14 protein-coding genes are annotated in these 11,433 nt (G+C 62.5%); 13 read left to right on the top strand and 1 reads right to left on the bottom strand.

From position 1 onward, the window contains the following. Window positions 1-6: 6 nt before the first annotated feature. Entirely contained in the window at window positions 7-1,038 is a 1,032-nt protein-coding gene (locus BMF35_RS03210) for a quinone-dependent dihydroorotate dehydrogenase (RefSeq protein WP_047006891.1), read from the bottom strand. A gap of 288 nt (window positions 1,039-1,326) precedes the next feature. On the opposite strand from BMF35_RS03210, the gene BMF35_RS03205 reads away from it, so the two are divergent. From BMF35_RS03205 to BMF35_RS03145, 13 genes are all read left to right on the top strand, one after another. Continuing rightward, window positions 1,327-3,135 (top strand): DUF885 domain-containing protein, encoded by a 1,809-nt coding sequence (locus BMF35_RS03205; protein ID WP_047006890.1) that lies wholly within the window; start codon window positions 1,327-1,329, stop codon window positions 3,133-3,135. Between the two features lie 37 nt (window positions 3,136-3,172). Further along, window positions 3,173-4,063, top strand: coding sequence for a helix-turn-helix domain-containing protein (locus tag BMF35_RS03200; protein ID WP_047007557.1), 891 nt, complete (start codon window positions 3,173-3,175; stop codon window positions 4,061-4,063). Window positions 4,064-4,159: 96 nt separating this feature from the next. Further along, on the top strand, window positions 4,160-4,576 hold the full coding sequence (locus tag BMF35_RS03195; protein WP_047006889.1) for an SUF system Fe-S cluster assembly regulator: 417 nt from the start codon (window positions 4,160-4,162) through the stop codon (window positions 4,574-4,576). After that, window positions 4,573-6,084: a Fe-S cluster assembly protein SufB gene (sufB, locus tag BMF35_RS03190; RefSeq protein WP_047006888.1), complete on the top strand. Its 1,512-nt coding sequence runs from the start codon at window positions 4,573-4,575 to the stop codon at window positions 6,082-6,084. Before BMF35_RS03195 ends, sufB begins: the two co-directional genes overlap by 4 nt. Window positions 6,085-6,149: 65 nt before the next feature. After that, window positions 6,150-6,455 carry a hypothetical protein gene (locus BMF35_RS03185; protein ID WP_047006887.1) on the top strand — a complete coding sequence of 102 codons (306 nt, stop codon included), beginning with the start codon at window positions 6,150-6,152 and terminating at the stop codon, window positions 6,453-6,455. Then, window positions 6,448-7,008, top strand: coding sequence for a DUF559 domain-containing protein (locus BMF35_RS03180; protein WP_047006886.1), 561 nt, complete (start codon window positions 6,448-6,450; stop codon window positions 7,006-7,008). Before BMF35_RS03185 ends, BMF35_RS03180 begins: the two co-directional genes overlap by 8 nt. Continuing rightward, complete coding sequence (gene sufC, locus BMF35_RS03175) at window positions 7,008-7,757, top strand: Fe-S cluster assembly ATPase SufC (RefSeq protein WP_047006885.1); 750 nt, start codon at window positions 7,008-7,010, stop codon at window positions 7,755-7,757. The genes BMF35_RS03180 and sufC overlap by 1 nt, the downstream gene beginning before the upstream one ends. 13 nt (window positions 7,758-7,770) lie before the next feature. After that, window positions 7,771-8,076, top strand: coding sequence for a hypothetical protein (locus BMF35_RS03170; RefSeq protein ID WP_156172128.1), 306 nt, complete (start codon window positions 7,771-7,773; stop codon window positions 8,074-8,076). After that, window positions 8,073-8,831 carry a SufD family Fe-S cluster assembly protein gene (locus BMF35_RS03165; RefSeq protein WP_047006883.1) on the top strand — a complete coding sequence of 253 codons (759 nt, stop codon included), beginning with the start codon at window positions 8,073-8,075 and terminating at the stop codon, window positions 8,829-8,831. The genes BMF35_RS03170 and BMF35_RS03165 overlap by 4 nt, the downstream gene beginning before the upstream one ends. Further along, on the top strand, window positions 8,828-10,015 hold the full coding sequence (locus BMF35_RS03160) for an aminotransferase class V-fold PLP-dependent enzyme (protein ID WP_047006882.1): 1,188 nt from the start codon (window positions 8,828-8,830) through the stop codon (window positions 10,013-10,015). The genes BMF35_RS03165 and BMF35_RS03160 overlap by 4 nt, the downstream gene beginning before the upstream one ends. 77 nt (window positions 10,016-10,092) lie before the next feature. Continuing rightward, window positions 10,093-10,542: an SUF system Fe-S cluster assembly protein gene (locus BMF35_RS03155; RefSeq protein WP_047007556.1), complete on the top strand. Its 450-nt coding sequence runs from the start codon at window positions 10,093-10,095 to the stop codon at window positions 10,540-10,542. Next, window positions 10,539-11,039, top strand: a complete 501-nt coding sequence (locus BMF35_RS03150) for a GNAT family N-acetyltransferase (RefSeq protein ID WP_236781549.1) — start codon at window positions 10,539-10,541, stop codon at window positions 11,037-11,039. The genes BMF35_RS03155 and BMF35_RS03150 overlap by 4 nt, the downstream gene beginning before the upstream one ends. Beyond that, window positions 11,036-11,401: a HesB/IscA family protein gene (locus BMF35_RS03145; protein WP_047006880.1), complete on the top strand. Its 366-nt coding sequence runs from the start codon at window positions 11,036-11,038 to the stop codon at window positions 11,399-11,401. The genes BMF35_RS03150 and BMF35_RS03145 overlap by 4 nt, the downstream gene beginning before the upstream one ends. Window positions 11,402-11,433: the final 32 nt, after the last annotated feature.

The following is an 11,433-nucleotide window of genomic DNA, read 5'->3' as shown; positions in this document are numbered from 1 at the left end:
GGACTGCTATTCTGTTCCGACCGCCTCTGCAATGGAGGCAAAGCCATCGCGCCGCATCAGCTGTTCCATCCCGCGCACGATATCGCGCGCAATGCCCGGGCCACGATAGACCATGGCGCTGTAGAGCTGCACCAGTGAGGCGCCCGCCCTGATACGTTGCCACGCATCGGCCGCCGTGGCGATGCCGCCGACGCCGATCAGCGGGATTTCGCCGCCCGACTCGCGGCGGAAATTGCGCAGCATGGCCAGCGCGACCTCACGCAGCGGTTCGCCTGAAAGGCCGCCGGTCTCCTCGGCATGACTCGATTTCAACGCGGGCCGGGCGATGGTGGTGTTCGACACGATGAGCGCGTCGAGGCCCTTGTCCATGGCTATGCGGGTGATCGCCTCCACATCTGCCGGCTCCAGATCGGGCGCGACTTTCAGGAAGACCGGCGGGCGCTCGCCACTCCGCGCTTCGAGCACAGCGTCCAAGAGGTCGGCCAATGCACTCTCATCCTGCAAGGCGCGCAGGCCGGGCGTGTTGGGGCTGGAGATATTGACTGCGAGATAGGTGGCGAGCGGCGCCATCAGCCGCGTCATCGCGGCATAATCGGCGATGCGGTCCTCGCTATCCTTGTTGGCGCCGATATTGATTCCGAGCACGCCGGGCCGCGTGCCGCGCGCCCGGATACGCGCCGCTGCCGCTTCGCCCCCGCCATTGTTGAAGCCCATGCGGTTGATGACGGCGCGGTCCTCCGCCAGCCGGAACAGCCGCGGCTTGGGATTGCCCGCTTGTGGGCGCGGGGTGATCGAGCCGACTTCGACGAAGCCGAAGCCGAGCCCGAACAGCGCGTCGGCCACTTCGGCATCCTTGTCGAAGCCTGCTGCCATGCCGACCGGATTGGGAAAGTCCGTTCCCGCCACGCGCACCGCCAGCGGACCTCCCGGCCTGGCCGGTTTTCCCTTCGGTAGCGCTTTCAATGCACGGATAGTCAGGCCATGCGCGCGCTCAGCATTGAGAGTGAAAAGCGCCGGACGGATGAGCGAATAGACCATGCCCGCTCCTTGGCAGGATCGGCGCAGCGAGCGCAAGCGACAACGGTACCGCAGCTGCGATTTCGCAAAACAAACAAAAATTATGTCCAGAATGACGTGTTTTTACAAGAAATCGTCACAGTTTGCGGATACATCATCACATGCGACCCGAAGGGCTCGAGGCTTCGGCCTGTCGAGTTCTCCAAACTAACAGGGCGGCCTCCACACCGGAGTGCCGCCCTTCTTTTGTCGTTTACATACAGCGCTGCCTCGGCATAACCTCATGACGAACAACGAGGATTGCCGCACATGATCGCACGCCCCTTCCGCCACGCCCTCCTCACCGCCAGCGCCTTGGCGCTTGCCTCGTGCGCCGCGAATCAGCAGCGCGAGATTGCGATGGAGGCACAGGCGGAAGCAGCGGTGCCTGCCGAGATCGATATGTTCTTCGAGCAATATGACGACGCAATGCTCGCCATGTCGCCGGAAACGAAGACCTTTCGCGGCATTCGCGATGCGGATTACGGCACATGGAGCGATCGCAGTGAGGCTGCCGACGAGGCGCGCCGCGCAATGCGGCAGGAATGGCTGGCGCGGATGCGTGCTGGCTATGATCTGGCGGACCTGTCCGAGGAAGATCGCCTGTCCTACCGCCTGTTCGAAGCGACCATAGAGCGCGATGCGCTGCTCGATCCGTTCCAGCATCTCACTTGGGATTTTGACCAGATGCGCGGCGCGCAAAGCAGTCTGCCCGCTTTCCTGATCAATACGCACACGGTGCAGACCGAGGAACATGCCGAGGCCTATGTCGAGCGTATCCGTGGGCTTGGCAATGTGGTCGACACGCTGATCCGGCAATCCGTCGAGCGCGCGGCGGCAGGCGTCATGCCGCCCGACTGGGTCTACCCCTACGTCATTTCTGACATCGACAATGTCCTGAGTGCTGGCATGCAAAACGCCGTGCTGGAGGATTTCCGCAGCGAAGTGGCCGACCTGGACCTTTCCGATGTGCGCCGCGCGGAATTGATCGGCGAGGCCGAACAGGCATGGGCGAACAACGCGGCCCCCGCTTTCGCCCAGCTCAAGGTCGAGATGCAGCGGCAACAGGCCATGGCGCCAACCGATGACGGCATCTGGCGTTTCGACGAAGGCGAGGAGTACTACGCCGCGCTTCTTAAGTATTACACCACTACAGAGCTCTCGGCGGATGAAATTCACGCCATCGGCCTTCGCGAAGTGGACCGGATCCATGGCGAGATGCGCGCGATCATGGCGCAGGTCGGCTTCGAAGGCACCTTGCAGGAGTTTTTCGAATATACCCGCACGGACGACCGCTTCTTCCACACCAGCCGCGAGGATTACCTCGCCGAAGTGGACGCCGTCGTCGCCGCCATGAACGAGCGGCTGCCCGACTACTTCATCACTCTCCCGCAATACGAGCTGCGCGTGCAGCCGGTGGAAGCGTTCCGCGAACAGAGCGCGGGCAAGGCATTCTACCAGAGCCCCGCACCCGATGGTTCGCGGCCCGGCATCTATTACGTGAACCTCTACAATCTGCGCGATATGAGCCGCAACGAGTTGGAGGCGCTTGCCTACCACGAGGCCAATCCCGGCCACCACATGCAGCGCGCTATTCAGACCGGGCTGACGGACCTGCCGCCGTTCCGCCGCTTTGGCGGCTTCACCGCCTATACCGAAGGCTGGGGCCTCTATTCGGAAGAACTGCCCAAAGAGATGGGCTTCTACACCGATCCCTATTCCGATTTCGGGCGGCTGGGCATGGAATTGTGGCGCGCCGCCCGTCTGGTGGTCGATACCGGCATCCACGACCAGCGCTGGAGCCGGGAGGAAGCGATTGCCTATCTGCAGGCGAACACGCCCAACCCGGAAGGCGATATCCGCAAAGCTATCGAACGCTACATCGTCTATCCCGGGCAGGCGACGGCCTACATGATCGGCAAGCTGAAGATCATGGAGCTGCGCGAACGGGCGCGCACGGCGTTCGGCGACGAGTTCGATATCCGCCAGTTCCATGAACTCGTGCTGCGCAACGGCCCTGTACCTTTGTCTATCCTGGAAGAGCAGGTCGACGACTGGATTGCTGCAGAAGCCGGCTGAAGCGGAAGATACGGGGACAAAGGGCAAGGGGGCGGCAATGAAGCGGGACGGTCTCGAAGGCGGCGAATTGACAGCGCCCCACCGCTTCACCATCGACTATTTCGCGCCTGAAGGGCCGGTCGCGAACTTCGTCACCACTTTCTACCATTTCCGCTGCGACGATCCGCTGGTGCGCGACATGCAGCCCGCCGCCGTGGGGCACCTCACGCTATTCCCCTATGGCGAGGGGAAAATGAGCCTACCCGATGGCGGCAGCGATCCATCCTGCGAGGTCAACCTCCTGACGCCCTTCGCCTGCGCTGCGCCGTTCGAGGTGAAAGGTCCGTTTCATGCCGTCGGCGCGGCGCTGTCTCCGCTGGGCTGGGCAGCGCTTACCGGCATGTACGCGTGCGAGCATGCCAATCGCCTCTACCGCGCATCGGACTATCTGCCCGCCGAAATTGCCGAACAGGGAGCGCGGCTGTGCGAAGCCTACCGCCAGGACCAAGGGCGGGTGCAAGAGTATTTCGATGCGCTGGGCGCGTTGATCCTCAAGCATGCGAAAATACCGCGACCGCGCCATGTAGAACTGATGCAAGCAGTCGGAACCTGGCTTGGCAGTAGCCTGTTGCCCGATGTCGACGAACTTTACGCAGCCAGCAGCTTCTCCCGCCGCCAGACCCAGCGTCTGGTCCAGCAATATTTCGGCCTTTCGCCCGTTGCCCTGCGGCGTAAATACCGCGCTCTGCGCGCCGCTGCCATGCTTTCCCAGCCGGAAATGGCGCCGGAAGACGAGGCCGCCCTGGCGGAAGCCTTTTACGACCAGCCGCATATGATACGCGAGATTCGCGAATTCGTGGGACGAACACCTGCGCGGATCGGCGACCCGGACTCGCCGTACCTCAATGAAATGGTCGGCGGGAAGAACCTGCGCGAGCTCGATTGCTAACGACTCGCAACAAGCTGAAATGGCTTGATTCCGCTGGTTTTCCGCATATCTGCGCAATCGGAACAATTTGGTCCGATTAGAAGTGCTGCGGGTATCATGCGACTGTCCAACCTTGCCGATTACGCCGTCGTTACGATGAGCGCTGCGGCTCGCCATTGCGGCGGGGGCAAGACGAGCGCGTCCGAACTGGCCGGCGAAACGGGCATTCCGGCGCCCACCGTGCAAAAGGTTGTCAGCAAGTTGACTGCTGCCGGCCTTTTGCGTTCCTCGCGCGGTGCGGGTGGCGGTTTGCAGCTGGCACGGCCAGCGGCGGCCATCAGCCTCGCCGATATTGTCGAGGCGGTGGAAGGCCCTATCGCGCTCACCAGCTGCGTGGACGCGACGAGAAGCGACTGCGCGCTGGAAGGCACCTGCCGGGTCCAGCCGCACTGGCCGATAGTGAACAATGCACTGCGCGGCGCGCTGGCCGATGTCAGCCTGGTGCAGCTGGCGCAGAAGAGAGAAATGGCATGAGCGAAGAACTGGATGTCCGCGATCGGTCCGAGATGGATGAGCCAGAAACCGATCAGGACGCCCGCGATGCGGCTGCGAAGGCTGCCGAATACGAGCATGGCTGGTCTTCCGATATCGACACCGAATTTGCCGAGAAAGGCCTCACCGAAGACACGGTCCGCTTCATCAGCGGCAAGAAGGGCGAGCCTGAATGGATGCTCGACTGGCGGCTGAAAGCCTTCCGCATGTGGGAGCAGATGGAAGAGCCGGATTGGGCGAAGCTCGGCTACCCGAAGATCGATTACCAAAACGCCTATTATTACGCCGCGCCGAAGAAGAAGGCGGAGCTGGGCTCGCTCGACGAGCTCGATCCGGCGATCAAGGAAGTGTACGACAAGCTCGGCATTCCCGTGGCGGAGCAGGAAGTGCTCGCCAATGTTAAAGGCAGCCGCAAGGTTGCTGTGGATGCGGTGTTCGACAGCGTAAGCGTCGCCACCACGTTTCGCGAGGAGCTGAAGAAGGCAGGCGTCATCTTCCTCTCCATCAGCGAGGCGATCAAGGAGCATCCCGAGCTGGTGAAGAAGTGGCTGGGCAAAGTCGTGCCGCAGCGCGACAACTACTTCGCGACGCTCAATTGCGCGGTTTTTTCCGATGGCACCTTCGTTTACATCCCGGAGGGCGTGCGCTGCCCGATGGAGCTGAGCACCTATTTTCGCATCAATGCCGAGAATACAGGGCAGTTCGAGCGCACGCTGATCGTCGCCGAGAAGGGGTCTTACGTCTCTTATCTCGAAGGCTGCACGGCGCCTCAGCGGGACGAGAACCAGCTGCACGCGGCGGTTGTCGAACTGGTGGCGATGGAGGATGCGGAGATCAAATACTCCACCGTTCAGAACTGGTATCCCGGCGATGCCGACGGCAAGGGCGGGATCTACAATTTCGTCACCAAGCGCGGCCTGTGCCAGGGGGCGCGCTCGAAGATTTCATGGACGCAGGTCGAGACCGGCTCTGCGGTGACGTGGAAATACCCGTCCTGTGTGTTGAACGGCGAAGACAGCGTGGGCGAGTTCTACTCGGTCGCGGTTACAAATAACCATCAACAGGCCGATACCGGAACCAAAATGGTTCACAATGGCAAGGGGACGCGCTCTACAATCATCTCCAAGGGTATTTCGGCAGGCGTCTCCAACAACACCTATCGGGGGCTCGTGCGGGTCGCGGCGAATGCCGATGGCGTGCGCAATTTCACCCAATGCGACAGTCTGCTGCTGGGCGACACCTGCGGCGCGCACACCGTGCCTTATATCGAGGTGAAGAACCCGAGCGCGCAGATCGAGCACGAGGCCACGACCAGCAAGATCAGCGACGACCAGCTCTTTTACGCCATGCAGCGCGGACTGGGCGAGGAGGAGGCCGTGGCGCTGATCGTCAACGGCTTTGCCAAGGAAGTGCTGAAAGAACTGCCGATGGAGTTTGCTGTCGAGGCACAGAAGCTGCTGGCGATCTCGCTCGAGGGGAGCGTGGGGTGATTTCCGCGATCCTTCTTCTGGCTCTTCTTTCAGCGACACCTCAGGAAGCTGACTCAACCGAGACGATGGATGTGCCAGCCATTACGGTGGCCGCAGAGCGACTGCGCGATTTTCGCGGGCGGTGGCATCTACCCGATACCGGCAGTGCCCTATGCGAAGTCCGTCGGAGTACCGGCGACGACACTCTCGACACGCTTGCATGCGAGGCCATCCTGCAATGCGTAGACGAAAACCTGATGACGATCGCACGCGGGCGGGATCGTTCGCTCGCACGAGCAGAGCGCCGCGCCGCCGTCCAGCAGACCCGCACCGTCATGCGCGATTGCTCCACGCAGCGATTGCGAGAACTGGAGAGGCACTTCGATGACTGAGCGCAAGACACTTAAAGTCCGCGAAGACGCCGAAGCGCCCAAGCTCAAGAAGAAGGGGCGCGGCTGGGAAATCAGCGAGAAGCGGCTCGACAATTTGCATGAGCAGGCACGCAAGATGCGTCGGCACTCGTCCGAGGCGCATAAGGCGCTGGCCGCGCGTTTCAGCAAGGCGGACCTGGGCAAGTATACTTTTAAGCGCTTCGCCGTGGTCGGCAGCGCGATTGTCGATTTCAACTGTCACAACCTCGGCATGGCAATCATCATCGACGAGGAAGGCGAGGAAGCGCTCGGCCCGCAGCTGATGCGTCGCCGCGACAAATCGCTGGAAGCGGTGGGCGTGAAGGTGATGCACCTCGAGGCCGCCGATATCCTGGAAAACATGGACGATGTGCTCAAACGCATCACAGCAGGCATGCGACTGCGCATCGCCGACAAGGCCGAGGCGCGCCGCCAGCATTTCGCCGAAAACCCCCGCCAGACGAAACCGCGTTACGACCGCGACGGCAACGGCCCGCCGCGCGATGATGCGCAACGCGACGACCGGAAAGACTGATGCTAGAAATCAAAAACCTTCACGCCGAAATCGACGGCAAGCAAATCCTCAAGGGGCTTTCGCTCACAATCGAAGCGGGCGAAATCCATGCGGTCATGGGCCCCAATGGCGCGGGCAAGTCCACGCTATCCTATGCGCTGGGTGGCCGACCCGGTTACGAAGTAACGAGCGGCAGCGTCAGCTTCAATGGAACCGACTTGCTCGACATGGAACCGCATGAGCGGGCCGCGGCGGGCTTGTTCCTGGGCTTCCAGTATCCGGTCGAAATCCCCGGCGTCTCCAACGTCCAATTCCTGCGGGAGGCGCTGAACGCCCAGCGCAAGGAACGCGGTGAAGACCCGCTATCGGGCGGGGACTTCCTGAAGCTAGCAAAGGAAAAGGCCGCGCTGCTGGGGCTCGACATGGAAATGCTCAAGCGCAATGTGAATGTCGGCTTCTCCGGCGGCGAGAAGAAGCGCAACGAAATGGTGCAGATGGGCATTCTCGATCCCACATTCGCCGTGCTCGACGAGACCGATAGCGGCCTCGACATCGATGCGCTTCGCGTGGTGGGCGAGGGCATCAACGCCATAATGCGCGACGAGAATAAGGGCGTGCTGCTCATCACCCACTACCAGCGCCTGCTCGACTATGTGCGCCCCGACAAGGTGAGCATTCTTGCCGATGGCCGCATCGTCCAGACCGGCGGACCGGACTTAGCCAAACGCCTGGAAGCGGAGGGCTATGACGCGGTGATGGCCAATGCTTAGCACCGCCATCGCCATGGCTTTGGCCCAACATGCCGTGCCCGCAACGCCGACGGACGAGATTGAGAACGAGATCCTCGTCATGGCCGAGCGGCTGCGCTCGATCGAGGTGAATGTCGGGCGCGGTCCGGACGGAAACTGGCACTGCAGCCTTTCCGCCTCCAGCGGCAGCGAGATCATCGACAGCCGCCTGTGCCGCACGACCACCGGATGCGTGCGCGAGCATGGCGATGACCGCACCGCCATCGAAGATTGCGTGCGTACCCATCGCAGCCGCACGCTGGACGATTTCCGCCGTCAGTTGCGGGAGGAGCGTTCGTGAGCGACACTGCGACCCTCACCGTTCCCACCAATCGTGACGAGGATTGGCGCTATTCCGATAGCGCATGGCTCGCTTCAGCCGACGCCGATGCCGTGCATACATGGCGGAATGTCACAGTCCCTGCCGGCGAGACGCTGCGCGAAGTGCTCGGCGATAGCGGCGATGCTGTCGAGCGTGTGCGCGTGAAAGTTGGCAAGGGCGGTCGCTATGAAGCGTTCGGCGTGCTCGACAGCGGCGAGTTTGCCCGTGTCGAAGTGGAAGCCACGCTGGATGAGGGCGCGCATTTCGAATTTGGCGGCGTTACCATCGGCGGCAAGACCTCGACCCGCGAATTCGTGACCCGCGTCGTCCATGCGCATCCGAACGGCACGTCCAACCAGACCGTCCGCGCGGTGCAATGGGGACAGTCCACCGGCAATTTCCTGGGCCGCATCGAGGTTGTGAAGGATGCGCAGAAAACCGATGCCGCGCAGAATTTCCGCGCGATCCTGCTGGAGAAGGGCGCTACCGCGAATACCAAGCCGGAACTCGAAATCTTCGCCGACGATGTGCAATGCGCGCACGGTGCAGCCATCGGCCAGCTGGACGAGATGGCGCGCTATTACATGGCCAGCCGCGGCCTGCCGCCTGCCGTCGCGCGAAAGCTGCTGGTGCAGGCCTTCATTGGGGACGCTTTCGTAGCCTGCGATGATGACGCCATGCGCGATGCGCTGATGGTACAGGCGCTCGCCAAGCTGGACGAGGCGACGCTGTGACCGATACGCTGACCAGAACACGCAAGGACGACTTTCCCGGCCTTTTCACCGCGGATGGCGCGCCGTGGCACTATCTCGATAGCGCCGCGACCGCGCAAAAACCGCAGGCGGTGATCGACGCGTTGGCGCGGGCCATGGGCGAGGATTATGCCACAGTCCATCGCGGCGTCTATTCGCGCTCGGCCGAAATGACGCTTGGCTACGAGGCCGCGCGGCGCAAGGTCGCCGCATTTATCGGCGGGCGCGAGGAAGAGCTGGTCTTCACGCGCGGAGCGACCGAAGCAATCAACCTTGTCGCCTATTGCTATCCTGACAAGGGCCGCGTGCTGCTGAGCCAGCTGGAGCATCACTCCAATATCGTGCCTTGGCAGCTCGCCGGCTGGCAAGTGGATGTCTGTCCGCTGACCGAGGATGGCCGGATCGACCTCGATGCGGCTGAAAAGATGCTGACGCCCGAGCATACTATGGTGAGCTTCGCGCATGTGTCGAATGTGCTGGGCAGCGTGGTCGACGGAAAGCGCGCCGCCGATCTCGCGCACAGCGTCGGCGCGAAGCTGCTGCTGGATGGCTGCCAGTCCGTGCCGCGTCTCCCGGTGGACGTTGCCGAACTTGACTGCGATTTCTACGCCTTCTCCTCGCACAAGCTTTATGGCCCGACAGGCATCGGCGCGCTGTGGGGCCGAGCGGACCTGCTGGATGCCATGCCCCCATGGCAAGGCGGCGGCGCGATGATCGATGCCGTTTCGTTCGAGCGCACGACTTATGCGCCCGCACCGCAGCGCTTCGAAGCGGGCACGCCTGCCATCATCGAGGCCATCGGCTTTGGCGCGGCCTGCGATTACGTCGCGAATATCGGCGTGGAGGCGATTCATGCGCATGAAGCCAAACTTGTCGCGCAGACCCGCGAAGCCTTGCGTGGCATGAACGATGTGACGCTCTATGGGCCGGAGGACAGCGCGGGCATCATCAGCTTCATGCTGCAGGGTATTCACCCGCACGATCTGGGCACCATATTGGATGAAGAGAACGTCGCCATCCGCGCAGGCCACCACTGTGCCCAGCCGCTGATGGAGCATTACGGCATTCCCGCCACCGCGCGTGCCAGCTTCGGCATCTATTCGAGCGAGGACGATGTCGCCGCGCTCATCCGCGGGATCGAACGGACCAAGAGGATTTTCGGCTGATGGACAGTCACGACAAGACCGACACCAGGGAAGACAGCGATACGATCGCCGCCCCGTCGCCTGTGGAACAGGCGGATATGGTGCAAAAGCCCCGGCGTGCGCGCGTCTCCGATGCGCCGCTGCCCGATGAGGAAACCGCTGGCGAAAAGCTGGAGCGCAAGCGCGACTACCTCGAGGGCTTCCTCGCCAAGAAGCCAAAAAGCGTGGCTCCGGGCGAGCCGGGCGGTGAGCTGCATCAGGCGGTGATCGACGCGCTGAAGGAAATCTACGATCCGGAGATTCCGGTGAACATTTACGATCTTGGCCTCATCTACAATGTTGAAGTGGCCGAAGATGCCGATGTCGTCATCACCATGACGCTCACCACGCCCAATTGCCCGGTCGCCGAAAGCATGCCTGCCGAGGTGGAAATGCGCGCGGCCTCGCTGCCCGGCGTGCGCGATGCCGAAGTGGTCGTGACATGGGATCCGCCATGGGACCCTTCGAAGATGAGCGACGAGGCGCGGCTCGAACTGGGGATGCTGTGAGCACGACCGCGCCCGAACTGACCATCGCGCTCGCCGATTACGACGATCCGGCGGATGGCGCGGCCATTGTGGGCCTGCTCGATGCCTATGCCCGCGATCCGATGGGTGGCGGGGAGCCGCTGGCCGACACCACTCGCGATACGCTGGTCGATGCGTTGGCCAGCTTTCCCGGTGCATTCTCTCTGATTGCGCGCCTCGACGATACCGCCGTCGGCCTCGCCAATTGCTTCACCGGCTTTTCCACTTTCGCCGCTGCCCCGCTGGTCAATATCCACGACATGGCCGTGCTGCCTGCCCATCGCGGCAAGGGCGTGGGCCGTGCGCTGATGCAGGCGGTCGAGGCGGAGGCCTTGAAGCGCGGCGCGTGCAAGGTCACATTGGAAGTGCTGGGCGGCAATGACACCGCCAAGGCGCTGTATCGCAGCTGCGGCTATGGCGATTATTCGCTCGACCCGGAAACCGGCACCGCGCAGTTCTGGCAGAAGACACTGATATGACCGAAAGCTCCACAAAGATCCGCCCCGCGCCCAAGGCCGCCGTCATCCTGACGCCCGCCGCCGAGCAGCGCGTCGCCGACCTGATGGCGAAAGCGCCTGAAGATGCCATCGGCGTAAAGCTCTCCACCCCGCGGCGGGGCTGTTCGGGCCTTGCCTATTCGGTCGATTACGTAAGCGAGGAAGTCGCTTTCGACGAGAAGATCGAGACGCCCGGCGGCACGTTCTACATCGACGGTGCGAGCGTGCTCTACCTTGTCGGCAGCACGATGGACTGGGTTGAAGACGATTTCACCGCCGGCTTCGTTTTCGAGAACCCGAACGCGAAGGGTTCTTGCGGCTGCGGCGAAAGCTTCATGGTGTGAAGTCCGTCATTTCCGGCTGTAATTCCCAGACT

It is taken from the genome of Aurantiacibacter gangjinensis, assembly GCF_001886695.1.
Lineage (GTDB): Bacteria > Pseudomonadota > Alphaproteobacteria > Sphingomonadales > Sphingomonadaceae > Alteraurantiacibacter > Alteraurantiacibacter gangjinensis.
Note: the sequence above shows the minus strand (reverse complement) of the source record. Positions and strands in the feature narration are given on the sequence as shown.

What these genes read in the sequence shown, in the direction of transcription:
- BMF35_RS03210 (WP_047006891.1), bottom strand. Translation starts at nt 1,038, where the DNA reads ATGGTCTATTCGCTCATCCGTCCGGCGCTTTTCACTCTCAATGCTGAG.
- BMF35_RS03205 (WP_047006890.1), top strand. Translation starts at nt 1,327, where the DNA reads ATGATCGCACGCCCCTTCCGCCACGCCCTCCTCACCGCCAGCGCCTTG.
- BMF35_RS03200 (WP_047007557.1), top strand. Translation starts at nt 3,173, where the DNA reads ATGAAGCGGGACGGTCTCGAAGGCGGCGAATTGACAGCGCCCCACCGC.
- BMF35_RS03195 (WP_047006889.1), top strand. Translation starts at nt 4,160, where the DNA reads ATGCGACTGTCCAACCTTGCCGATTACGCCGTCGTTACGATGAGCGCT.
- sufB (WP_047006888.1), top strand. Translation starts at nt 4,573, where the DNA reads ATGAGCGAAGAACTGGATGTCCGCGATCGGTCCGAGATGGATGAGCCA.
- BMF35_RS03185 (WP_047006887.1), top strand. Translation starts at nt 6,150, where the DNA reads ATGGATGTGCCAGCCATTACGGTGGCCGCAGAGCGACTGCGCGATTTT.
- BMF35_RS03180 (WP_047006886.1), top strand. Translation starts at nt 6,448, where the DNA reads ATGACTGAGCGCAAGACACTTAAAGTCCGCGAAGACGCCGAAGCGCCC.
- sufC (WP_047006885.1), top strand. Translation starts at nt 7,008, where the DNA reads ATGCTAGAAATCAAAAACCTTCACGCCGAAATCGACGGCAAGCAAATC.
- BMF35_RS03170 (WP_156172128.1), top strand. Translation starts at nt 7,771, where the DNA reads ATGGCTTTGGCCCAACATGCCGTGCCCGCAACGCCGACGGACGAGATT.
- BMF35_RS03155 (WP_047007556.1), top strand. Translation starts at nt 10,093, where the DNA reads ATGGTGCAAAAGCCCCGGCGTGCGCGCGTCTCCGATGCGCCGCTGCCC.
- BMF35_RS03145 (WP_047006880.1), top strand. Translation starts at nt 11,036, where the DNA reads ATGACCGAAAGCTCCACAAAGATCCGCCCCGCGCCCAAGGCCGCCGTC.